At 26.6% G+C, this 25,601-nt stretch carries 22 protein-coding genes, 1 tRNA gene and 1 pseudogene; 6 read left to right on the forward strand and 18 right to left on the reverse strand.

The window, feature by feature from the left end; translation table 11 throughout:
* Positions 1-212: 212 nt before the first annotated feature.
* A pseudogene (locus J2Z25_RS07130) lies at positions 213-659 on the reverse strand (cyclic nucleotide-binding domain-containing protein).
* A 169-nt stretch (positions 660-828) separates the two neighbouring features.
* Here J2Z25_RS07130 and J2Z25_RS07135 point away from each other — a divergent pair.
* Positions 829-1,518: a YjjG family noncanonical pyrimidine nucleotidase gene (locus tag J2Z25_RS07135; protein ID WP_209739362.1), complete on the forward strand. Its 690-nt coding sequence runs from the start codon at positions 829-831 to the stop codon at positions 1,516-1,518.
* A 109-nt stretch (positions 1,519-1,627) separates the two neighbouring features.
* Positions 1,628-2,278 (forward strand): DUF305 domain-containing protein, encoded by a 651-nt coding sequence (locus J2Z25_RS07140; RefSeq protein ID WP_209739364.1) that lies wholly within the window; start codon positions 1,628-1,630, stop codon positions 2,276-2,278.
* A gap of 84 nt (positions 2,279-2,362) precedes the next feature.
* Here the strand turns inward: J2Z25_RS07140 and J2Z25_RS07145 are convergent, their stop codons facing one another.
* The 3 genes from J2Z25_RS07145 to J2Z25_RS07155 all read right to left on the reverse strand — a co-directional run bounded on the left by J2Z25_RS07145 (position 2,363) and on the right by J2Z25_RS07155 (position 5,540).
* Complete coding sequence (locus J2Z25_RS07145; protein WP_209739365.1) at positions 2,363-2,572, reverse strand: hypothetical protein; 210 nt, start codon at positions 2,570-2,572, stop codon at positions 2,363-2,365.
* 672 nt (positions 2,573-3,244) lie between these two features.
* Positions 3,245-4,945: an ABC-ATPase domain-containing protein gene (locus tag J2Z25_RS07150; protein ID WP_209739367.1), complete on the reverse strand. Its 1,701-nt coding sequence runs from the start codon at positions 4,943-4,945 to the stop codon at positions 3,245-3,247.
* A 10-nt stretch (positions 4,946-4,955) separates the two neighbouring features.
* Complete coding sequence (locus J2Z25_RS07155) at positions 4,956-5,540, reverse strand: DUF1836 domain-containing protein (protein ID WP_008681403.1); 585 nt, start codon at positions 5,538-5,540, stop codon at positions 4,956-4,958.
* Positions 5,541-5,751: 211 nt separating this feature from the next.
* Between J2Z25_RS07155 and trhA the strand changes: the two genes are divergently transcribed.
* Positions 5,752-6,399 carry a PAQR family membrane homeostasis protein TrhA gene (gene trhA, locus J2Z25_RS07160; protein ID WP_008681402.1) on the forward strand — a complete coding sequence of 216 codons (648 nt, stop codon included), beginning with the start codon at positions 5,752-5,754 and terminating at the stop codon, positions 6,397-6,399.
* Between the two features lie 56 nt (positions 6,400-6,455).
* Here trhA and J2Z25_RS07165 read toward each other — a convergent pair whose 3' ends face one another.
* The 4 genes from J2Z25_RS07165 to J2Z25_RS07180 form a co-directional block, all read right to left on the reverse strand.
* A complete protein-coding gene (locus tag J2Z25_RS07165) occupies positions 6,456-7,220 on the reverse strand; it encodes a hypothetical protein (protein ID WP_209739369.1) in 765 nt (254 codons plus the stop codon).
* Positions 7,220-8,095 (reverse strand): ABC transporter ATP-binding protein, encoded by an 876-nt coding sequence (locus J2Z25_RS07170; protein WP_209739371.1) that lies wholly within the window; start codon positions 8,093-8,095, stop codon positions 7,220-7,222. The genes J2Z25_RS07165 and J2Z25_RS07170 overlap by 1 nt, the downstream gene beginning before the upstream one ends.
* Positions 8,096-8,098: 3 nt before the next feature.
* Positions 8,099-8,461: a GntR family transcriptional regulator gene (locus J2Z25_RS07175; RefSeq protein WP_209739373.1), complete on the reverse strand. Its 363-nt coding sequence runs from the start codon at positions 8,459-8,461 to the stop codon at positions 8,099-8,101.
* A gap of 171 nt (positions 8,462-8,632) precedes the next feature.
* Positions 8,633-9,943, reverse strand: coding sequence for a sodium-dependent transporter (locus J2Z25_RS07180; RefSeq protein ID WP_008681397.1), 1,311 nt, complete (start codon positions 9,941-9,943; stop codon positions 8,633-8,635).
* Between the two features lie 479 nt (positions 9,944-10,422).
* Here J2Z25_RS07180 and J2Z25_RS07185 point away from each other — a divergent pair, with 479 nt between their 5' ends.
* Positions 10,423-12,033, forward strand: coding sequence for an ABC-F family ATP-binding cassette domain-containing protein (locus J2Z25_RS07185; RefSeq protein WP_209739375.1), 1,611 nt, complete (start codon positions 10,423-10,425; stop codon positions 12,031-12,033).
* 46 nt (positions 12,034-12,079) lie between these two features.
* On the opposite strand, the gene J2Z25_RS07190 is transcribed toward J2Z25_RS07185, so the two are convergent.
* From J2Z25_RS07190 to J2Z25_RS07210, 5 genes are all read right to left on the reverse strand, one after another.
* A complete protein-coding gene (locus J2Z25_RS07190; protein ID WP_111928656.1) occupies positions 12,080-12,538 on the reverse strand; it encodes a GNAT family N-acetyltransferase in 459 nt (152 codons plus the stop codon).
* A gap of 27 nt (positions 12,539-12,565) precedes the next feature.
* Positions 12,566-13,897 carry an MATE family efflux transporter gene (locus tag J2Z25_RS07195; protein WP_209739377.1) on the reverse strand — a complete coding sequence of 444 codons (1,332 nt, stop codon included), beginning with the start codon at positions 13,895-13,897 and terminating at the stop codon, positions 12,566-12,568.
* 224 nt (positions 13,898-14,121) lie between these two features.
* Entirely contained in the window at positions 14,122-14,907 is a 786-nt protein-coding gene (locus J2Z25_RS07200) for a Cof-type HAD-IIB family hydrolase (protein ID WP_099346382.1), read from the reverse strand.
* Positions 14,908-15,165: 258 nt separating this feature from the next.
* On the reverse strand, positions 15,166-16,893 hold the full coding sequence (locus J2Z25_RS07205; RefSeq protein ID WP_209739379.1) for a ferredoxin hydrogenase: 1,728 nt from the start codon (positions 16,891-16,893) through the stop codon (positions 15,166-15,168).
* A gap of 299 nt (positions 16,894-17,192) precedes the next feature.
* Positions 17,193-17,522, reverse strand: a complete 330-nt coding sequence (locus tag J2Z25_RS07210; RefSeq protein WP_209739382.1) for a DUF1622 domain-containing protein — start codon at positions 17,520-17,522, stop codon at positions 17,193-17,195.
* A 142-nt stretch (positions 17,523-17,664) separates the two neighbouring features.
* Here J2Z25_RS07210 and J2Z25_RS07215 point away from each other — a divergent pair, with 142 nt between their 5' ends.
* Together J2Z25_RS07215 and J2Z25_RS07220 are read left to right on the forward strand one after the other, a co-directional pair.
* The gene (locus J2Z25_RS07215) at positions 17,665-18,552 is read left to right on the forward strand and encodes a phosphatidylserine decarboxylase (protein ID WP_209739384.1); all 888 of its coding nucleotides are present in this window, start codon (positions 17,665-17,667) and stop codon (positions 18,550-18,552) included.
* 111 nt (positions 18,553-18,663) lie between these two features.
* Complete coding sequence (locus J2Z25_RS07220; protein WP_008681385.1) at positions 18,664-19,467, forward strand: MurR/RpiR family transcriptional regulator; 804 nt, start codon at positions 18,664-18,666, stop codon at positions 19,465-19,467.
* Positions 19,468-19,617: 150 nt separating this feature from the next.
* On the opposite strand, the gene J2Z25_RS07225 is transcribed toward J2Z25_RS07220, so the two are convergent.
* The 5 genes from J2Z25_RS07225 to J2Z25_RS07245 form a co-directional block, all read right to left on the reverse strand.
* Positions 19,618-20,982, reverse strand: coding sequence for a 6-phospho-beta-glucosidase (locus tag J2Z25_RS07225; protein ID WP_209739386.1), 1,365 nt, complete (start codon positions 20,980-20,982; stop codon positions 19,618-19,620).
* A 108-nt stretch (positions 20,983-21,090) separates the two neighbouring features.
* On the reverse strand, positions 21,091-22,233 hold the full coding sequence (locus J2Z25_RS07230) for a Card1-like endonuclease domain-containing protein (RefSeq protein ID WP_209739388.1): 1,143 nt from the start codon (positions 22,231-22,233) through the stop codon (positions 21,091-21,093).
* 135 nt (positions 22,234-22,368) lie between these two features.
* Positions 22,369-23,784 carry an NAD(P)/FAD-dependent oxidoreductase gene (locus J2Z25_RS07235; protein WP_209739390.1) on the reverse strand — a complete coding sequence of 472 codons (1,416 nt, stop codon included), beginning with the start codon at positions 23,782-23,784 and terminating at the stop codon, positions 22,369-22,371.
* A 543-nt stretch (positions 23,785-24,327) separates the two neighbouring features.
* Positions 24,328-24,404, reverse strand: a tRNA-Arg gene (locus J2Z25_RS07240).
* An 81-nt stretch (positions 24,405-24,485) separates the two neighbouring features.
* Positions 24,486-25,451 (reverse strand): sensor histidine kinase, encoded by a 966-nt coding sequence (locus J2Z25_RS07245; RefSeq protein WP_245173144.1) that lies wholly within the window; start codon positions 25,449-25,451, stop codon positions 24,486-24,488.
* Between the last annotated feature and the right edge of the window lie 150 nt (positions 25,452-25,601).

The following is a 25,601-nucleotide window of genomic DNA, read 5'->3' on the forward strand; positions in this document are numbered from 1 at the left end:
CTTCACTCCCAATCTATTTTAGCTTTATCTCTCTATTTAAAATATAAAATTCTCATATTATATAAATCAAATTAAAAATATTATATCAATTTACTATTTATATATCAAAACTTTAATATATTTTTCTTAATGAATAATTCTTATAAAAATTCTTAGAAGGATTTTATAAATATACATTTTGATAAATCTCTTAGTCTTTGTTCATCTAAAATTTATATTTTCTTATTATCACATCTTATAATTGATTCTGATTCTAACTCTTTAAACGTTCTATCTAAATGCCTTGTAAATTTAATATTTCCCAGGAACTTCTTTCTAATTATATCTGACGGTATTGCTATTAAATATGTATCACCTATAGCATTAATATCACAAAGTATATTAGTATTCTTTAATAATTCTATATCTCCTATTGAATTAAAATTACTATAAAACTTTAAAAACATTGATTTACCATTTTCAAAAAGATACGATATCTTTATCTTAACATCTACAAGTAAATAATAATATTAAAGATCATCTTGTGCCTGTAATATATATTCTTCCTTCTCATAAAAATGAATCTGAGCATAATCTATAATTTCTTAATCTAATATTTCTTCTATATTATGTTTATCAATATAGTACTTTAAAAGACTTCTATCTGATATTCTTCTCATAATTTCTCCTATAATAACATATGTCATGTATTAATTAATATAAATATTGTAATTTAGTTATAATGAAATGTAAATTTTGAAATTATATATTTTAATTAAATATTAAATATTTATTGAATTTATATGCTATATTTATAATTATGTAAATAAATACACTAGGGGGACTTTTATGAAATATGAAGTTATAATATTCGATGCAGATGAAACATTATTTGATTTTAGGGAATCTGAAAAATATGCTTTTGAAAAGGCAATTTTAGAATTTAATATTGATTATAGAGAAGATTATCATCTTAAAATATATTCTGATATAAATACTGCTATTTGGAAGGAATTTGAATGTGGTCTTATTTCTCAAGAAAAATTAAAAGTTGAGAGATTTAAAAGATTATCTCATGAATTAAATATAAAGTTTGATGAACTTGAATTTTCTAAATCATATTTAAAACATTTATCTCATTCTTCAATCTTATATGAGGAAAGCTTTAATCTTGTAGAAGAACTTAGTAAAAATTATAGACTTTCTATAATAACTAATGGACTATCAGATGTTCAAAGTAATAGAATAAGAAAATCTAATATAGCTAAATATTTTGATGATATTATAATATCCGAAGAAGTCAGTGTATCAAAACCAAATTATGATATATTTAAAATTGCTTTAAACAATCTAAATTATAATGATAAAAGCAAGGTATTAATGGTAGGTGATAGCTTAACATCAGATATTCAAGGCGGAATAAACTTTGGTATAGATACATGTTGGCTTAATACATGTAAAATTGAAAATAAAACTAATTTTAAGCCTACTTATGAAATTTCTACATTAACAGAAATTATTGAAATTTTAAAGAAATAATTTAATGTAGGTAATTTAATACTTATCTCCTTACTATTAACATTATTCGTTAGTATATATTTATTTTTTTATTAAATACTAACTATGAATACGCCTTAGGAGGATATTTATGAAAACATTACTTTTATCGCTATTAATATCAACATCAATTGCAAATATTAATTTTATTTCACCACTTCAAAAGGTCTCTGCTAATATTAATAATTCTATTATTTTTAACGAAAAGCAAGGATATAATGAAGAATACACAACAATATTTAATAATATGATGAAGGCTATGAATGCTGCACCTAATACTGGAAATGTTAATTTAGACTTTGTCTTAGAAATGATACCTCACCATGAGGGTGGCATAAATATGGCAAAAGCAATCGTTAAATATGGCTCTAATCCAGAAGTAAAAAAAATTGCTGAAAATATCATTACTTCTCAAGAAGCACAAATTCCAATTATGAAGCAACTAAAAGCTAAATTTGATAAAGAAAAACCTTCAAGTAAAGCAGACTCTGAAGAATATCTAGAAGAATATAATAAAGTAAAAGATAAGATGTTTAAGGAAATGCAAGGTGTTGAAATAACTAATAATGTTGATGCTAATTTTCTTCAAGAAATGATATATCACCATGAAGGTGCTATTGGCATGGCAAAAGATATTTTAAAATATACAAAGGATCCTGAGCTTAGAAAGCTTGCTGAAAATATTGTAACTACACAAAGTAAAGGTGTTGAAGAAATGAAAGCACTATTAAAGAAATTATAAAATATCTTTAAAGTATAATAGATGAGTTTATACTAAAATAAACTCATCTATATAAATTACTAATCAAATTTAATTTTAAATATATTATTCTAATGCTGCATAAGTAGCCATTCTAAGCTTTCTAACAATTGGTGTAACTCTAGAATCGCATCTTTGAATAAAATACATAAATACCACATTTTCCTTTGGATCCATATTTTGATCTGAAGCTAATCTATCTTGTGCCATAAACTCTATAGTTTTACGGCCTAATATTCGTTTACCATTATGTTCACCTTTATTAACCATCATCATAGCAAAATGACTGTAGTCATCAATAGTTTATACAAGCCCTGCTCCCCCAGATTCAAATGTTACATCTTCTCCATAATATTCACCTAAATGACTAATATTAAATACAGAAAGTTCTCCTTTTCTTCATTCCATCTATATTTTTTTGCAAAACCATTTAACTTATCCATGGTATTTTTATATAAAAACATAAAATCTCTCCCTTTACCTTATTTATTAATTCATATTCTAAATAAATAAAAATCCTATGGATTATTTTACAATCTATATGATAAGTTATTAACCTAAAATATTTAATTATTTTATCGTTAATTTTTACACCAATTAATTTCTTCTTTATAGTTAATCCTGTTAAATCTTATAAATATATCTTTTTCATTCATAAGAAATACTCCTAAAATTTATTCAATTTCAAGTGAACTTTATTCTCTTAAAAAGTTAATCTCTTATTTTTATAAAGGGTATCCCGTTTCATTAATTCCTTTTAAACCATTGATTTTACTTACTTAAAGACGTTTTTAAACTTAAATATAAACTTTTATATATTATATATATGCACCAAAAGTGAAGTTTTAATTAAAACTTCACTTTTCATCGGCTAATATCAAAATTTATTTTGATACAACTTATTCTTATCTGATTATATAAATAATATTTGTAAATTAATGATTCTTCTTATAATATAAGCTTTCTATATCTATTATAAGCAGCCATAACTTCTTGTTTTCTTGGCATTGATAAACTTCCAGATCCACCATATATCTTATCTATAGAAATTAATCCTTTTTTATTTATCTCTTCATATATATAATCAATCATTTCTTCAAAAGCTAATGATTTCTTCATCATATTATCTTCTGCCCACTTCATAATAGCACCTATTGAATTTAGTTGCTCATTATCTACTATTTGCTCAACTGATCTTAAATCTATATCTTCTTTATTTATAATAATTGAGCTTACTCCCATAGTTTTTATTTTTACACCTTTATGGGTGCTTTCTATAGTTCCTTTTTCTACTTTCCTATCAAAACTTATGTTTATCTTTATATCCTTTTCTTTAATTCTCTTATTTATTTCGCCTCTCATTAATGACTTTGCTTCTTTAGTTACATCTTTTGCTTCATAATTATCCATTTGAATAATACAATCTGCTACATCAAAATAATCTCCTGAACTTCCTATTACTAAAATTGTAGAAATATTTTTTTGTTCATATAATGGCTTAACTATTTCTATAAATGGAGTTATAGGCTCCTTTTCTTTTGAAACTAATCTTTGCATTAAGTCATCTCTAATCATAAAATTAGTTGCAGATGTATCTTCATCAATTAACAATGCATTAGCACCACTCTCAATTGATTCAATTATATTTGCTGCTTGAGATGTACTTCCACTGGCATTTTCAGTTGTAAACTTTATTGTGTCTTTTCCATTTGGCAGGTTATCTATAAATAATGATATATCCGTATTTTTAATGCTTCTTCCATCTTCTGCTCTAACTTTTACAGAAGTATTATCAGTTATAACAAATTCTCTTCCATCACCCTCGATATGATTATATACTCCAAGCTCTAATGAATTTAAAATAGTAGATTTTCCATGATATCCACCACCTACTATTAAAGTTATACCTTCTTTTATTCCCATCCCTTTTATTAAGCCTCTATTAGGCAAATTAAATTCTACTTCTAAGCTTTTAGGTGATTTAAATTTTTTAGCAGTTTTTAATGGTCTTGATGAAACTCCACTTTCTCTTGGAAGTATCGATCCATTGGCCACAAAAGCAATTAATTTATTTTTCTTAAGGTTAGCTCTGATGTATTCTTGATCTTCCATCATCCTTATCCTATCAATAAGCTTATTCTTATTAATATTCTTATATATTAATGTATTTTCTACTATACTAGGAACAATATTATATAATATCTTTTCTAACTCCTTAGCTAATACACTTCTACCTCTAGCTGGAAAACCAACATAAAATCTTGCTTCTATGTTATTTTTATTTATTATTATTGAAGTTCTCTCCAATATTTCTTGAGGACACTTACTTATTGTAATTAATCCACTTTTTCCTGATCCAAATATTCTTTCACTATACTTATTTATATTTGAATAAAATAGTCTAGTTATAAAATCTGAAACTGCAATTCTTTTATATTTTTCATTTAATAAATTTTCTGGGAAATCAGCTATCTTTTTATCAATAACAACTCTAACTCTTGATGGAGATGCAAAAGGATCTCCTTGAACATGATCAATACATAAAATATAACTTTTAAAGTCATATTCGCCTTGTAAGTCCTTATATGCTTTATATCCCTTACCATCTATTCTTCTTAATTCTTCTTTTAAAATGCTATAATCCCTCATAAACTACCTCTTATAATTTATTAAAATAATCATCTATTAACTTTTCGCCCATTCTTCTATACATATTACTCATATTAATAAATGAACTAAGCAATAAAAAGTTTTTTTCAAATTCATCAGAACTTAAATTTTCTTCTTTTGCTATCATATTTTCAATACTATCATATTTTATTTCAATTGAACCTTCTACATCTTTTAAATCTTCCCCATATTGTTTTAAATACAATTTATATAATTCTCTTATTGGATAATCTTCTTCATTTTCTAAGGATATAACTATTTTATTTAATGAACTCTTTATATCACTTATTGATAACGCTCCCTTTAAATTATAAATAAGACTCATTAAAAGTAAGTGTTCCTTGCTATACTTTTTATTTTTTACAGACATTAAAAGTTTTCCTTTAGCATAATTGTTAACCATAGTTTTTGTTAATGCCTTATCATCTTCATTTCTCTTAGTTTCATTAAACTTACTATCAAAAAGCTGTGTTACTTGATCCATATATAAATCTATCTCAGGTATTTCATCTAATGTTAATTGATTTTGTAAATTCAGCTCACTAAATTTTTCTTTTAATTCATTAATATCCATATGTACCTCCATGTAGTTTTGCAAACTACCTATTAATATATCTATATTTAAATATACTAGTATCAGTTAGATATTTCAAGGAATTTAATAAAATATATAAATTTCCCTAAAAATTTGAGATATTATAGACTTTGACTTTTTAAATTTATATTATTAATATAATAGTAACAGTACATAGTTTTCTAAACTACATGTAAAGGGGTGTTCATTTTTGGAAAAGTATTTAAGAGAACCTATAAATAGTTTAACTCATTGGGTTGGTGCAATTTTATCACTATTTGCATTAATTGCAATGCTAGCAAAAGGATTAGTTAATAATGCATCTAATGTAGCAATTGTTTCTGTAGTTATATTTGGTATAAGCTTAATTTTACTATATAGTGTTTCTGCAACTTATCATGGCGTAATAACAAGTGAAAAAATAATATTTAGACTTAGAAAGTTAGATCATTCTATGATATTTATCTTAATAGCTGGTTCTTATGCACCATTTTGCTTAATTGCTCTAGGTGGTTCAAAAGGAACTGTATTTTTTACAACTATAGCTTCTATAGCTTTAGCTGGCATATTATTTAGGATGTTATGGTTTAATTGCCCAAGATGGTTACAAACATCTCTTTATATTGGTCTAGGATGGGCTGCTATATTTATGATTAAACCATTATCACAAGTACTAAATCCTATTAGTTTATTTTTATTAGTACTTGGAGGTGTTCTTTACACAGTAGGTGGTGTTATATATGGAATAAAGCCTAAAAAACTTCAATTAGGTAAGTTTGGTTTTCATGAAATATTCCATATATTTATTATCTTAGGAAGCTTAAGTCACTTCATATGTGTTTTCACATATCTCATATAAATATAAACAAATAAAAAATGAAGCTCTAATTAATAGGGCTTCATTTTTTATTTATACTATTTTTGTTTTATTGTCATTTTTCTTATTAATATATATGCAACAGCAGCTAATGCTACAGATGTAATGCTAAAAGTTGAAATAGTCATATATACATTTCTAGGTAAAATTCCTAAAATATAAAATAAAGCCTCAGAAATTTTACCTAATAAATATGGAAAACTTAATACCATCATATTAAATATCATATTAAAAACTATAATTAATAATATTGGAATAATTGATATTACAGTCTTCATTAATTTATTGCATTTATAATAAAGCATGGTTATTACAAACCCTAAAAGAAATACCATTAAATATACAGATACTTGAAATAAAAACGTATTAAAAAGTGTTTCTAAACTATTACTTTGAACCCACCCATTATTAGCATAATTCCAAATATTAACGTAATCCGTATATATCATATCATAATTAGTTGGACAGTTAACAAAAATGTTATATATCCTATTTAGAATTAAATCTATAAATGACATCCCTATAGATATTGAAACCATTGATAATACTGTTCCATAAAAGTAACTCTTTCTAGATAAGTTATTAGCCTTTATAAAATAAAAATTTTCCTTAAACACATTTAATCCTACAACAAATATAAATATGGCAGAAGAAAGTTCTATTCCCGATGACGATATTGTTCCATTAAATTTATAAGCAAATATTGTTGAGAGAGCGCATATAGCAATGAATACGCAATAATATATTAATATTGATTTTTTTAAAGAGCCTATATTATATTTAACTATTGATTTTATCTTCATTACTTAGCTTCCTCCTCTCCTGTTAAATGAATAAACAATTTTTGAAGTTCAACTTTTGAAATTTCTAACCCTAATTCTACTATCTCCTTTTTATTTTCTTTAGTTAATCCCCCAATGATTGTAGCCTCCTTAAATCCAGCTATAGTTTCTATATTAATACAATTCTTACCTTCTAAATACTTATCTACTTTTTCAGCTGCTCCTGATACTAAGTAAGCTTCTCCTAATAACCCTTCTACTTCTCTATCACCTAAAACTTTTCCATTCTTAATTATTATTACTTTTTCTAAAATCTCTGAAACCTCTTCTATAATATGAGTTGAAAGTACTATAGTCTTTGGCTCATCTATATAATTTGCAACTAATTCTTTATAAAACATATCTCTATGATTTGCATCTAATCCTAAAACAGGCTCATCAAAAAGTAATATTTCAGCTCCTGATGATAAAGTTATTATTATTTTACATATTGAAGAATATCCAGTAGATAACTCTTTAAATTTTTTATCAACATTAAGTCCAAACTTTTTGCTTAAATTTAATGCATAGTCCATATCAAAATTATTATAGAATTCTTTTGTCCATTTAAATAAATCTTTGATTTTTAAACTTGGTGGATATAAATCTTGCTCTGTCATAAAATAAATTTTATCATTTACCTTATCGTTTTCTATTAAATCTTCATTATCAATTGTAATTTTACCTTCAGTTGGGAATATTCTATTAGTTATAAGGTTTAGTAAAGTTGTTTTCCCTGCCCCATTTCTTCCCAATAATCCATATATCTTATTTTCCTCTATTGTTAATGAAACATTATCTAGAACCTTATTCTTTCCATATGTCTTGGTTAAATTAGATATTTTTATTAATGACATTAACTACTCCCCCCTTCTAATCATTTCTATGATATCTACAGTAGATATATTAAGCTTCTTAGCTTCTTCAATTAATGAAACTATATAATTAGAATAAAACTTATCTTTTCTCTTTTGTATTAACTTTTCCTTACTACCACTTGAAACAAACATCCCAACACCTCTTCTTTTATAAATAATTCCTTCATCTACTAATAAATTAAAGCCTTTCGCTACAGTTGCTGGATTAATTTTGAACTTTACAGATATTTCTGTTGTTGATGGTATTACTTCATCTTCATTAAAAATTCCATTTAAAATTCCATCTTCTATTGATTGTGCTATTTGAATATATATAGGTATTTCACTAGAAAAATCTAAATTCATAGCTACCTCCTTTTAACTTTCTAATATAATATATGTGAATTCAGTTAATTTGTTCATTACTTATGTAATTAACTATATATCTTTTAAGATTAATTGTCAATATTTAGAAACAAAAAAAGGATGATGCTATATAAACATCATCTCTTGATTTATTTAAAACTTACTAATTAACTATATACCGCCATAAATTATTCCAAGTATTATAACCAATACTGTTATAGTAGTAAAACCGTACTTCGAAAATAATAAAAACTTATTTCCAACCTTCCTACTTGCACCCATATTTATTTCCTCTAGAATTTCTTCTTTATCTCTCATGAAATAGAATACTATAAGAACTATTAATGCTCCAAGAGGAGATATAACTATTGTTATAAAATCTGCAAAATTATTAAATAAATTCATATCTAAATTTAATGGTATTGATAGTATAAATAATATCATTGATATTAAAATTGTAGCTTTTTTCCTACTTAATTTTGTTTGAGACATTAAAGCTTCTACTGGCCCCTCTAGCATATTTATTGATGAGCTTACAGCTGCAAATATTATACTTAAGAAAAATAATATTGATAGTATTTGTCCTGCAGGCATTGATTTAAAAATAGTCGGTAGTGTTATAAATAACAATGGTGGCCCTGACATAGGATCTAAGCCAAATGCAAATACTGCTGGCATTATAACAAATGAAGCTAATAATGCTGATATAGTATCTAATATTGCTGTACTAATTGCGGCCCTTGGTATATCCATATCCTTTTCTATATAACTACCATACACCACCATTCCACATCCATTTAATGATACTGTGAAAAATGCTTGTCCAAGTGCCATTACCCATGTATTAACTTTAAATAAGTATTCCCATTTAGGTGTTAATAAGTATTTAACTCCTTCCATTGCTCCTGGTAAAGTTAATGATCTAAAAGCTAATAATATAAAAATTATAAAAAGTAATGGCATTATTATCTTATTTGCCTTTTCTATTCCCTTTGTAATCCCTATAATTACTATAATAAGAGCTATAAATATTGCAATTGCATTCCATAATATAGTTTCATTACTTCCTGCAAAATTATTAAAGAAACTATCTATCTCTATTTTATTTATTTCTCCTGTTGTACTTAAAGTAAAATATTTAATAATCCAGCCTACAACTACGTTATAAAACATAAAAACTCCTGCTAATCCTACTGCTGGTATTGCCCCTATTAATACTCCACCTTTTTTGCCCCTTTTCTCAAATGTATCTTTTATTCCTGTTAATGATCCCCCCTGCGCTGATCTTCCAAAAGTAAATTCTGTAATAAGCCCTATAGAACCTAGTAATAAAACAAATATAAAGTATGGTATTAAAAATACTGCTCCTCCATTTTGTCCTAGCCTATATGGGAACATCCAAATGTTACCTAAACCTACAGCTGCTCCTATGCAAGATATTATAAATCCTACCCTGCTCGTAAAATGTTCTCTTTTCTTCATAACCTACATTCCTCCTTAATTTATATATAAAAAAACCACATAGTCTCTACTATGTGGTAAATAAGCAGGAATAAAAATACCACATAGCATTTATCTATGTGGTTAAATTATCTCTATAAACTCGAGCATAATTAAAACTTATAACCATCATAGATACAAACCTTAAATCTTGATTACGGCTTGTATCTATAATTACTTTATAAATACAAGTCCTATCTATAATAGCTATAATAATAATTCATATTAACTTTTATTTCTTTCAAGTTAATTATTTTGCTCATTTTTATTCTCCCAAAACTGCATTTTAGTAAATATTAACACTTCCTTATTCGAGTGTCAACCCTATAAATTATAGTATTTAAATAATTTACTATGTTTCCATTAAATTTTCTAAATATTATTTTAGCTTTAAATGAAAATATGTTAACTTTATGATATAATAACGAAATGAATAATATTAGAAATGAGGTCGGTTTTTAGTGATAACTGTATCAAACGTAAGTTTAAGATTTGGTGGCCGTAAGCTTTTTGAAGATGTAAATATAAAATTTACTCCTGGTAACTGTTATGGCGTTATCGGTGCTAACGGTGCTGGTAAAAGTACATTCTTAAAAATATTATCTGGAGAAATTGAACCAAATACAGGAGATGTTTCTATTGCTCCAAATACAAGAATGTCTGTTTTAAAACAAGATCATTATGCATATGATGAATTCGAAGTTTTACAAACAGTAATAATGGGTAACAAAAAATTATATGAAATAATGGAAGAAAAAGATGCTTTATATGCAAAGCCTGATTTTTCTGATGAAGATGGTATAAGAGCTTCTGAATTAGAAGGTGAATTTGCTGATATGAATGGTTGGGAAGCTGAATCAGATGCTTCTTCATTACTTCAAGGCTTAGGAATCGGAACTGACATGCACTACAAAAAGATGTCAGAACTTGTAGGTGGAGAAAAGGTTAAAGTTCTTTTAGCTCAAGCTTTATTCGGTAATCCTGGAATTCTAATTCTAGATGAGCCTACAAACCACTTAGATATACAATCAATTAACTGGTTGGAAGACTTCCTTTTAAGATTTGAAGGAACTGTTATAGTTGTATCCCATGATAGACACTTCTTAAATACAGTATGTACTGTAATGGCAGATGTTGACTTTGGTAAGATCAAATTATATGTTGGTAACTATGACTTCTGGTATGAATCAAGCCAATTAGCATTACAAATGGCTAAGGATCAAAACAAAAAGAAGGAAGATAAAATTAAAGAATTACAAGACTTTATTGCAAGATTTAGTGCTAATGCTTCTAAATCTAAGCAAGCAACTTCACGTAAGAAGTTATTAGATAAAATAACTTTAGATGATATTCAACCTTCAAGCAGAAGATATCCTTTCGTTGGATTCAAACCTGAAAGAGAGGTTGGTAATGAAATTTTAACAGTTGAAGGATTAACTAAGACTATTGATGGAGTTAAAGTTTTAGACAATGTTAGTTTTAGAATTAATAAAGATGATAAAATAGCACTTATTGGTGACAATGACATTGCTATAACAACTTTATTTAAAATAATAAACGGTGAAATGGAGCCAGACAGTGGAGAATTCAAATGGGGAATAACTATAACAAAATCTTACTTCCCTAAAGATAATAATGAATTCTTTGATGACTGTGATTTAAGCCTTGTAGATTGGCTAAGACAATACTCAGGTAACACTGTTGAAGAGCAATCTGAATCTTACTTAAGAGGATTCCTAGGTAGAATGTTATTCTCTGGTGAAGAAGCATTAAAGAAAGCTAGTGTATTATCAGGAGGAGAAAAGGTTAGATGTATGTTATCTAGAATGATGCTTACAAATGCTAATGTATTAATGCTAGATCAACCTACAAACCACTTAGACCTTGAATCAATAACTGCTGTTAATAACGGACTTAAAGATTATAAGAGTGTTATAATGTTTGCTTCTCATGACCATCAATTTATTCAAACTATTGCAAATAGAATAATAGATATTAAACAAGATGGATCAATAGTAGATAGAGCTATGACATATGATGAATACTTAGAATTCTCAGGTAAGACTAAATAAAGATTTATATAAAAATAAGGGGCTGCTTGAAACAGCTCCTTATTTTTTATAGATTATTTATCATTCTAATTTCTCTGTATTTTACTCCTGAAAATTCATATTCAAATACTTCTCTCTTTTCAAAGCCATTTTTTTCATATAAATCTATCGCAATAATATTATCAACCTCAGCACTTGTGTAAAGCTTCTGATGTCCATATTTATCTACAAAGAACTCTAAAAACTTCTGTACTGCTACTTTTCCTATTCCATTATTTTGATACTTAATATCTATCATAAATCTGCTCATTGACCATCCATTAAGTTCGTCATCAAAATCATATAAAATAAATCCTACAATATCATTATCCTTATAAATACCTAATGGATATAAATTAGGCTCATATGCTGCTTGTACCAAAGAATACATATTGGAAGCAACAAATCTTTTCTGTTCATCACTAACTTTTAATTCTATACATTCATTATAATTACTTCTATCAATTTCCCTAAATTCTATATTCATCTCTAATCTCTCCCCTTAATACTATATTTATTTTTCTTCTTTAACTCCTTGTGTATATTTTAAATATAACATAATACTAATTAATAAAGTACTAACTTCAGCTAAAGGGATAGTAATCCAAACCCCTGTCATTCCAAATAATCTAGATAATAATAATATCAATGGAATAACTACAATTAAGCCTCTTATAATAGAAATTATAAAGGATTCTTTTGCTTCATTAATTGATGCAAAAAATGATGTTGTTACTATATTCAATCCCATTATAAAAAAAGCTGTAAAGTAAATCTTAATACCTTCATTTGCTATAGAAAACAACTCTTGATTTCGCTCTTTATTAAAAACATTAATTATTTCTTCTGAAAATACTATTCCTAATAGATAACAAAGAGATCCAACAACTGCTGCTGTTATTAAAGCATACTTATATATAACTTTAACATTCTTACTTTTACCTTCGCCATAATTTTTACTTATTATTGGTTGTATTCCCTGAGCTATACCAGTAAATATTGCAACTACTATTAAAGCAAGATTTGCTATTACTCCATAAGCTGCTACCCCTATGTTATTAGCAATACCTAAAATTGTAAAATTAAATAACAACATTATTATCCCTGAAGAAAATTCCGTTATAAATGATGGTATTCCCAAAGAAATTATATTCTTTATATAATACTTACTAATCTTACATTTAATAAATTTAAAATTATTTTTCTTTTTAATAAAATGTAATGCTAGTGCTATTAAACTAATTACCGGAGCAAGTCCAGTTGCAAATGCAGCTCCAAACATGCCTAGTTTAAAAGGAAATATAAAAACATAGTCTAAAATTATATTACTAAAACTTCCTAAAAGCATTGCTATCATAGATAAGTTTGGATTATCATCATTTCTTATAAAACATATTATTATATTATTTATTATGAATGCACAAGAAAACATTAAAATTGTTTTTAAATAGACTCCAGCTAAAGGATTCACATTTTTATCTGCACCCAGTAGACTAGCAATATCATATGAAAAAAGTATCCCGACAATAGTTAAAATTAATCCAACTAGCACCCCTAAAATAATTGAATTGGTAAAAACTTTATTTGCCTTTTCCTTATTATTTCTACCTCTATATATAGAATATTTTGTTGCTGCTCCCATTCCAATCATTAACCCAATTCCACTAATTAAACTATATGCTGGTAAAACCAAATTCAATGCAGTTAACCCAATACTTCCCACACCATTTGCTACAAAAAATGTATCAGCTAATATATAGCATGAAAGTCCTATCATGCTAATAACATTAAAAGATACATATTTTATGAAGCTTTTTAGAATACTATTACTTAATTCTATTCTCATATTTCTCTCCTCCTATAAATAAAAAAAGCATTAGGTGGTTCATACCCAAAGGCCTAATGGCATGAATCCCTAATGCTTGCTATACGAATATTATATCCGGCGACATAATCACTCAATGCTTATTTAATTAAAACAATTTTATTATAACTTACTCTTATTGTCAACATGTGAAACTTCCAATTTATTTATATTAATTTATTTCCTTAGTATTCTTAAATAATCTGTTACCTTAGCATCTTTTCTATACATTCACTAACACTTGAAACATGATTATTAGCATAGCCCTTTAATTGTTCTTCTACATGATGAAATGTGAAGCTATTGTTAGTTAAATTAAACATAGATAAGTCATTATATGAATCCCCAATTGCATAAAGCTTTTCTATATCTAAATTGTTAAGTTCTAATAATTTTTTTAGTCCATTTCCTTTTGAGCAATCTTTAGGAGCTATATCAACGAAATATTGATTTCTAAATGCTTCTACCGCATGTCCATACTTCTTTATTAATAAATTCTTTGCTTCTTCTGCTTTATCTATATCCATATTTTTTGCAAATAAGCTTATAATTGAGTAATTTCTTTTTTTAGAAAATACATCTTCCTTTGATATTACACCTTTGAAGTAGTCCATTAAATGTTCTATTCCACTAAAGTCCTCTGGATCTATAAGATAGTTACTTCCTTCATGTTCAAAATGAACACAAATGCCATCTTCATCTATAAACTCTCTAAATACTTCTTCTGCAACTTCACTAGTTATAAAATTATCATAAATTACATTATCGTTATTATCAATTATTATAGAACCGTTGCATGCAACTATGTAATCATATTCTATTTCAGGATATTTATTAAATATTTTATGTATTCCTTCTAAGCTTCTCCCTGTGGATATTATAAACTTATGACCTTCTTCCTTAAGCTTTAATATGGCATTTATATCTTCTTCATTGATAATTTCATCATTTTGTACTAAAGTTCCATCTAAATCACAAGCTAAATATTTCATTTATATACACTCCCCTAATATTTTCTACTTTCAAATTATAACATATAGTACTAATTTTTAATTTTTAAGATATGAAATTTTAAAATTAAATTATATTTTCTTACCATACTTAACATTAGTTATTTTCATTACACCTTTCATTGTAAAATATGAATATTTATTTTTAAATGTTATATAGAGAAAAGATTATCAAGGAAAAAAATTAAAAGCAAAATAACATTATATTAATGTTATTTTGCTTTTTTATTTTAACTTACTCTATTTATTATATTTTATATGAAGTAATTCGTGAGCCTTTCCATGTCCTGGTTCTCCCATAAATGTTTCATACATTTTATTTAAAGCACCATTTTCATGTGATTTTCTCTTCTTTAATACATTTTTATCTTGGTTATATAGCACTGATGCTCTTACGCTTCTGATATCCATAGTTAATCTATCTGAAGCATTTACATGAGGTTGTCCCCCACCATTTACACATCCGCCTGGGCATGCCATTACTTCTATAAAGTGATATTTTTTATCATTAATTTTTCCACTCTTCATAAAATCAAATAGGCTTGAAGCTCCGTTTATGACTGCAACATTATAATTATCTCCACCTATTTCAACTGTAGCTTCTTTTATTCCAGCTAAACCTCTTACTTGTTCATACTCTATATTTTCTAAATCTTTACCTTCAACAAAATCTTTTGCTGTTCTTAGTGCAGCTTCCATAACACCACCTGTTGCTCCAAATATAGCTCCTGCTCCAGTGTATTCTCCCATTGCTGGATCTGCTTCACTATCTTCAAGCTTAGCAAAGTCTATTTTAGCATCCTTAATCATTTTTGCTAATTCTCTCGTTGTTATTACAGCATCTATATTTCTTATTCCGTTATTCTCCATTTCAGGTCTATCTGCCTCATATTTCTTTGCAGTACAAGGCATTATTGTTACTGTAAATACGTTCTTAGGATCTACATCTGCAACTTGTGGATAATAAGTTTTACTAGCTGTTCCAAATATTTGTTGTGGTGATTTAGCACTTGATAAATGTTCTATAAAGTTTGGATAATAATTTTCAACTTGTCTAACCCATGCAGGACAACAAGATGTAAACATAGGGAATGGTCCACCAGTTTTAATTCTTTGAATTAACTCGGTAGCTTCCTCCATTATTGTCATATCAGCTCCAAAGTTTATATCAAAAATCTTATCAAAACCAAGTTCCCTTAATGCTGTATATACTTTTCCTGTAACATCTACCCCATAGCCCATCTTAAATAGTTCTCCCATGGCAGTTCTAACTGATGGTGCCATTGCTACTATAACGTGCTTTTCTTGATCTGCTAATGCATCTTTTACTCTATCCATATGAGATTTTTCTGATAAAGCATCTACTGGACATGCAGCTACACATTGTCCACATAATAAACAATTAGTATCATCAAAACACTTTAAATTTTCTGGTCCAACTATTTTTTGTCCATCTACTTCTATGAACTTTATTGATTCAGTTCCTGTTTTTGTTTTACATGCAGCTACACATCTTCCACATGTAACGCACTTTGTTCTATCTAAAACTATTGATTTACTTCTATCATCTACATATTCTGATTTATCTGCAACAACAAAAGGCTTAGAAGCTCTTGCTTTAGTTTTTATTACTAACTTTAAAAATTCACAGTTTTCTCTTCTTTTACATGGTCCACATTTGAACTCATGTTTATCTAATAATGATGAAACTGTACTTTTAACTTCTTCTTGAACTCTTTCTGTATTAGTATTAATAACCATTCCATCCTCTGGAATAAAACAACACGCTTTAACTAAATCTTCTTGTCCTTCAACTTCAACTAGGCATACTCCACATTGTCCAACATTACTGCAATCTTCTAAAAAACATAAGGCTGGAATATCTATCCCATTTTCTTTAGCTATTTTCATCAAATTCTTATTATCATCTACTAGAATTTTATTTCCATTAATAGTTATGTTCTTCATTATAACTCCCCCTATAACCGAATGGTAAGTAAATTATCCTTGTTAGAATATTAACAATTTTATTTTACACCATATTTGCAATAATTACTATCTTTTAACCATTATTATTTTCTTAGATTTTCTCCACTTATGATTTTACGACAAAAAATGCATATGAACAATGTAAAATTATAGTCAAAAGTGTATTCTTTTAACTCTTTTTATTAAAACTCAAATAAAAAGACATTTTAATAATGTCTTTTTAATATATTTTCTAAAAATTTTTAAATTTATATTATTTAACATAAATTATTTAAAGTTTACTTTTCACTATGAGAATCCGCTTTCATTTCCCAATGTATAACAAAAGCTAGTATAGCTCTTAAAATTATTATTGCAGCTAATATATACATTTCATCTAAAGATCTTACTATTACTGTTTTTAATATTTCTGCACCTAACTTAAATTCAAGTGCAAGTGTTAATGACTGTGCAAATTCCACCTTTATAGGATAATTATTTTTAGTAACTATGTTTACTATAAACTTATAAAAAGCTTTAATTGCGCCAACTATTATTATCAATATTCCCATTAACTCTAAAAGGTGTATTGCAACTGTAGTTATTAAATCCACAAAATGTTCTATCAAAACCTATCCCCTCCAAACTTGTCCTTATCAACAATTATCTTTTATAATAAAAAATAAGTAAAGCGATTTAAACAAATTTAGAATTTTTATTGCGTTTTTATGTTAATATAATACTATAAAATATATTTATTTGAGGTACCATATGATACAAGTATATAATAGAAAAACAAATAATTATGAAGTAGAAAAAGTTGCAGGCGGAAATTATATAAAGTGGTCTTATAATTCACCAGTTGGAAAAGGCTTAACAGAGCTTTTAGTTAAGAAAAAGTTATTTTCAAAACTTTATGGAGCTTATTGTGATACTTCATTAAGTAAAAAGAAAATATCTAATTTTATAAAAGATTTTGATATAGATATGAATATTAGCTCAAGTGCTATTGAGGATTTTAATAATTTCAATGATTTTTTTGTAAGATCGCTAAAAGAAGATGCTAGACCAATTGAAACTAATAATAATCTTCTTATTTCTCCTGGAGATGGAAGGTTATTTGCACATGAAAATATATCTGTAGATAAACTAGTTCAGGTTAAAGGAATTCATTATAGTTTATCTGAATTAATCGCTGATGATGATATAGCTAAGGAATATGAAGGTGGAGTATGCTTAGTTTTAAGACTTTGTCCTACTGACTATCATAGATTTCATTTTGTTGATAATGGGACTCCTATGCAAAGTAACTTTATTAATGGTAACTATTATTCTGTTAATCCAGTTGCCCTTGAAAGGATTGCTAAACTTTATTGTCAAAATAAAAGAGAATGGAGCTTATTTAAATCTGATAACTTTGGTGATATTATTCACATTGAAGTTGGAGCTACTTGCGTTGGAACAATTATACAAACATATACTCCAGGTAATAGAGTTATAAAAGGAGAAGAAAAAGGCTACTTTAAGTTTGGTGGTTCAACTACTATTCTTCTATTTAAAAAAGATACAATTAAAATCGATGAAGATATAATAAATCAAACAAATCTTGGATTTGAATGTAAGGTTCTAATGGGTGAGACGATAGGCAAAAAAAGTTGAGTCTATAAGACTTTTTAATTAAAATTTATAGCTTATAAAAACAAAGTCTATAACAAGTACCTAAAATAGAATTTCTTATATATTAAAAAAGTATTATGGGAGTTAGAATTTATGGGAGACTTAATATATAGATTATTATTATTTTTAAACAGCAGTAAAGAAAATGATATTAATTATAATATAGCAATAACTATGCTTAGGAATATACGATCTATTCCTAATATGTCTATAAGCAAACTGGCTGATCTTTGTTTTACATCACCAGCTGCAATAACAAGATTTTGTCATAAACTAGGGTATTCTAATTTTATAGAGTTTAAAGAAAACATAAAGATAAATATAGGTCACTATACTAAAGGTCTCATGAAGCCTAAAGCTATGCATTATGATCTACCAAGAGAAGATATACTAAATAATATGTCTTTAGAAATTATAAATGAAATAGAAACATTTAAATCATTTATAGATTTAAAAGTTATTGATAGAGTGGTAGAACTTATTTTCAATAGTAATAATGTATGTATATTCGGAACACAATTTTCACAGCTAATGGCACAAGAATTACAGCGTAAACTAGTTAATATTTCTAAATTAATTTATCACGCTAATGATGTTCAAGAACAAGAAAGACTTGCTGATGAATTAGATGAAAATTCATTAGCAATTCTCATTTCTCCTACTGGTAGATTTACACTATATCATGAAAGACTTTGGAGAAAAATAGAGAAAAGTTCAGCTACAGTAGTAGTTATTACCGAACAACATAAACCTGAATATATGAAAAGAAGTGATTATATAATTTATTTACCACCTAGAAATGATTCAAATGAATATGTTCAAAACCATAGATATGACTTAAGTTATCTACTTGAATATATTTATATTAGATACGGAAGCATGTATAAAAACAGTTAATAGTGAAAGTGAAAAAGTTAAGGAAAACTTACTTCTTACTAGCTTCTATAGGTAAAAAAGAACTCAATTTTAAAAATTGAGTTCTTTTTATTTCATAACTCATTAAGATGAGTTATTTCCTTAATTATTCATTATACATTATAACTTGTATTAAAACTCTGCTCTTTCTACCTTCTCAATTTTTTCTATAACATCTTTAAATTGTGGTAAATAGTCCTTATGAGCTAGTAACATTTCATTTAACAACTTTCTTCCTCTTACATCATCAGATATTAAAGGATTAGTTACCATTGCTAATAATGCTATATTATAATCTCCTGTATATGCTGCTTCTGCTGCTAACCTTTCAAATGATTTTATTTGTCCAGCTAATCCTTGTGCGAATATTGGTAAATCAGTAACTGTTTCTACTGGAACTGGACCATTTTTTCCTATATAACAACTTACTTCTATAGCTGAATCATCTTCAAATTGTTTTAAAGTTCCGTTATTTCTAGTATTTACAGCAATTATAGTGTCTTTATCATTATATATTCCATTTATAACATTACATGCAACATCTGAATAGTGAGCTCCACCACGTTTAGCCAATTCTTCTGGCTTTTCTTGTAGATTAACATCCTTATACATTTCAAATAATTTCTTTTCTACTTCCATTACTACTTCTGCTCTAGTTTTTCCTTTTTTAAACTCTTCTAATTCACTATTTAACATATCTCTAGTTTTATAGTAATATCTGTGATAAGGACAAGGAATTATTCCAAATGCCTTCATTGTTGCAACATCCCAATTAAATCCCTTTATATTCGCCATTGTTTGAGTCTTTGTATCAGGTGCTGTTAATGCTTTAATAATTTCTGCTGTAACATCATTTCCATCTAAATAAACTTTTTCTGCATAAACCATATGATTTAATCCTGCAAAATCAACTGTTACTCTATTACTATCTACACCCAATATCTCTGCAAATGAATATTGTAGACCAATAGGTACATTACAAACACCTACTACTTTTTTATGAACTCCATATCTTAATAATGCTTCAGTAACTATTCCAGCTGGGTTTGTAAAGTTTATTAACCATGCATTTGGACATAACTCACTTATATCCTTTGCTATATCTAGTATAACTGGTACAGTTCTTAATGCTTTAAATAATCCTCCAGCTCCATTAGTTTCTTGTCCTAAAAATCCATGGCTTAATGGAATTCTTTCATCTTTAACTCTTGCAGGTAATAACCCTACTCTTAATTGTGTTGTTACGAAATCTGCATCTTTTAAAGCTTCTCTTCTATCTAAAGTTAAATGGATATTCATTGGTACTCCAGCTTTTTCTACCATTCTTTTTGCTAATGCACCAACTATCTCTAATTTTTCTTTACCTTCTTCAATATCTACTAGCCAATAATCACTTACAGGCATTTCATCATATCTCTTAATTAATCCCTCTACTAATTCAGGTGTATAACTTGATCCACCACCTATTGTAACTATTTTTAAACTTTTTTTATCCATACTCTTAACCCCCATAACTTTTAATTATTCATTATCTCTATACCTTAATTATATCTATATATCTTAGAAAACAATTTCAAAATTTGAAAATCCAATTAAACTTTAAATTTAATTTTTTATAATTATATTTTTTATTTCAGACTTAAATTTTTCTTCGTTACCATTAAAAATTATAAGATTTATCCCCATTTCTTTAGCTCTTGCTTTAACTGCTGCCTTCACAGGCTCTTTTGTTGCAACTAAAATTTTATATACCTTTTCCCCTCCAATTTGATTACTATATACATCTAGCTCATTTAATGCATCTTCATTATATTTATCACTATCTTTACATGATATGCAAATAGCAACTGAGTCTTTTACTGCAACTACATCAACTTCATTTCTAACTATCTTACTCTTATCATTCCATAAGAACATAACTCCACTTTTAACTTCATCAATTTCTTTAATTTCACTAATCATAATATTTGTTGCCATCTCAAGCCAAGTTCCACTTTTAAATATAAATGATTTTAAATATTCATTTTTGAAATTAACATGAATTTCATTATTAGGAGTCTCATTATAATCCATCCCATTAATTTCTTTTAATTTATTTAATATTTTATTTAATATAATTTTTTCTTCTTTAGTTAAGAATTCAGTTTTTATAGTAACCTTTTTAGTATCCTGATAGTCATGTATAAAAATATTTGAATCATATAGCTTTTGCTTATACTTATGCCATAGTTCTAAATTTTCATATATCTTTTTAGTTAAATAAATTAAATCATCTTTATCACAAAGATCACTTGAATCATTTAAAAGTTCTCCTCCAGATGCCTTTATAAGATTATCTAATTGCATATCCTCATATTCTTCTTTAATAACTTTAATACTCTTATCAAATATATATAAAAACTTATTTTTTATATCTACATATATTGAATTTAACAAATTATCTTTGCTTATATTTAGTAATGTCAAAGAATTTACTCTGCTACCACCTGTTAAATTAACTAATATATTTCTATTTTTATTTTCATTTATTATTTTAACTAATTTATTAACTTCACCTTCATTGACAATAGTCTTATTAAATTTCACATTTGGAATATAACTTTCATAATATTTTTTTACAGAATCCATTAGAGTTTCGTTATTTTTATCATATATAAACAAGACTTCCTTTGGATTAAATTTCTTTGTTGCTAATATATTAGCTTGATTATGCTCATCTAGTTGATTTATTAATATATCTACATTCATACCTATAATCCTTCTTTTTGAATTTATATACTTTTAATTTATCCAAAGAGAGCATTTTTATCCTAAATAAATACATATACCTATATTCATATAATATAAAAGGAGAAATTTCATTAAGAAATCTCTCCTCTTGTATTAATTAAATAAATTCCTGGCTAAATAAACTCCTGAACATGATGCCATCATTAACCCTCTTGTTAATCCAGCTCCATCTCCAATAGCATATAAGTTTTTAATATTTGTTTCTAAATTTTCATTAAGTTTAACAGCATTTGAGTAGAACTTTATTTCAGGTCCATATAATAAATTATCATGATTAGCAAATCCTTTTACTACTTTATCCATCTCTAATATAAAATTAACTATATTAGTCATTGTTCTATATGGAATACCTAATGTTATATCTCCAGGCATTGCAGTTTTTAATGTTGCTTCTACTGAATTATTTTCAAGTTCTTCCTTCCAAGTTCTTTTACCATTTAATATGTCTCCAAATCTTTGAACAACAACCTCTCCATTTGATAATAGATTTGTAAGCTCTGCAACTTTATTTGCATATTCTATTGGCTTTTTAAATGGTTCAGTAAACTTATGAGAAGAAAGTATTGCAAAGTTTGTATTTATACTTTTCTTTTCCTTATAAGCGTGTCCATTTGCTAATGAAACACCATTGTCATAAACTTCTGCTGCTACAAACCCATCAGGATTTTGACAGAAGGTTCTAACCTTATCTCTAAATGGAGCTACATTCCCAATAAACTTACCTTCATACATAAGTTCATTTATCCTTTGTATATCTCCTTCTGATTTCATTTCAAATCTTACTCCAATGTCTACTACTCCAACTGCTTTTTCTATCTTATGCTTATCACATAAATCAGATAAGAAATCAGCACCATTTCTTCCAACTGATATAACTACTTTATCAGCATAGTAATTTCCACTTTCAGTTACTACACCTCTAGCTTCACCATTTTCTATTATAATATCTTTAACAATACTTCCAAATATTATTTCTACACCATTTTGTAATAAATAATCTTCTAATTTTCCATAAAGCTCTCTTGATTTTTCTGTTCCTAAATGTCTAATAGGAATATCTACTAAATTTATATTTTCACTTTTTGCTTTATCCTTTATTTTCTTTATTTCATCTTTATGCTCTATTCCAGCTATATTTTTTTCTCCCCCAAAATCTAAATATATCTCATCGCAATAATCAATTAAATTCTTTGTACTTTGATGTCCAATTATCTCTGGTAAATTTCCTCCAACTAAAACTTCTTCTGAATCCTTGTCATATAAAGATAGCTTTGCATCAGAAAATGCTCCTGCTCCTGCAAATCCAGTAGTTATATTACAATATGGCTTACACTTAACACACTTATTTAACTTTGGTATTGGGCAATATCTTTTATAAACAGACTTCCCCTTTTCAATAATTAAAATTTTCTTTTCTGGATTAATATTTAAAAGCTCATATGCAGTGAATATCCCACTAGGGCCTGCACCAACAATTACAACATCATATTTGTCTTTAATAAAATTCATTTGATAACCCCCTTATATTACGAATATTATTGTAAATCCATAAATAATTATACGTCACCTCGCGGGAATATCAATGTTTTTTTATAATTTTAATATTTAATTTTCATATTTACTGTTCTAATTCCATTATACTTTCATTTATCTTCACCATATAATTGTTTCTTATATATTCTTCTAATGCTTATATACATTTTTAATACTTTAATGCTTAATAAAAAATTTTTAAAGTTCATTTATATGAATGATTATTTGTAGTTACTGCTTTTATTTATTTGATAACTACAATCTTAACTATAAATATTGTAGTTACTTTTTGAATTTTTATAGTAACTACATTTATTTTATTTAACTTATTCATTTTCCCTTTTAATTTAAATAATTCTCTAAATTTTATATAAATTTATGAACTGAAATTAATAGTATTATAAGTGTCCATTTACTAACTCACCTATTTTTGACCTTAAAATTTATAATGATTAAAACAAAAAATAATTTTTTTCAAAATAAAAAAGCCTTGTAAATTCAGTATTTACAAGGCTTTTATGGTACGGCGGAGAGGATTCGAACCCCCGACCAACTGGTTCGTAGCCAGCTACTCTATCCAACTGAGCTACCACCGCATATAAATTTTAACAACATTTATATTATCATAACTACTTAAATAAATCAAGCGACTAATTTTTATAAAATATTATATGTGATCAATTATTATATATATCTGAAAATTCTACTTCCAACATTTGTATTTTATTACTTTCATCTCTTATGCAAAAGTCATCTTGTTCCTCTACAATTGTTATAGGTAACGTTATTATAAATTCACATCCATTTCCCTCTTCACTTTTCAACTCAATACTTCCATCCATGGATTTCACTAAATAATTTACTAAATCTAATCCTATTCCGCTTCCAGAATTCTCTCTATCTTTTTTATTAGATACCTGATAGAACCTATTAAAAACCTTTTCTTGATATTCCTTTGATATTCCTGGCCCCTCATCCCTTATAGATATAGTAATTTTATCCCCCATAACCATTATATTTATATATACATTTGTATTGGTATATGAAAACTTAATAGAATTTGATAATAAATTCATTACAATTCTATCAATTGCATCTGGATCCACTGCCATTAAACATTCCTCTTCATTGGTATCAAATATAAGCTGTATATTCTTTTGCTTTGCGTATTTATCTATGCAGCTTATAGTGCCTTCAATCATAGATATAATATCTATATTTTTTTTGTGTAAAATATAATGGTTATTTTCTAGTTTCGTTGTATCAATTAAATTATTTACTAACTTTAACATCTTGAGACTATTTCTTTTTACTATTTTCATATATTCCATTGCTTTTTTATCATTAATAGCTATGCTACCATAATCTATACATTGCATAATACTTAATATTACATTTAAATGTCCTCTTAAATCATGTGAAATATTAAGCAAAAAATTCTCTTGTTTAATACTTTTATCCATTAATCCTGTTATGATACTTGTTGACTCTTCATTTGTAAAATTAAAATTTCCATTTAATATAATTTCACTTATATTCATTTTACTATCTAATTTCTCTATAAATTCATTATTAATCATGATAATAATTCCTTTCATAACAGTCTTAGACTTTGTTTTAATGTTATATAAATAGTTTACCATATGGATATTTTCCCAACAAGGTCTTTTGATTTTATTTTCCAAAATATTGAATAAAACATTGCTTATATATGTTTTATTCAAAATCATAATTATATTAATTCATAATTATCTTTCATATTTTACAAATATTATTATTACTAAAACTACTCA

Source organism: Clostridium tertium, assembly GCF_017873245.1.
Lineage (GTDB): Bacteria > Bacillota > Clostridia > Clostridiales > Clostridiaceae > Clostridium > Clostridium tertium.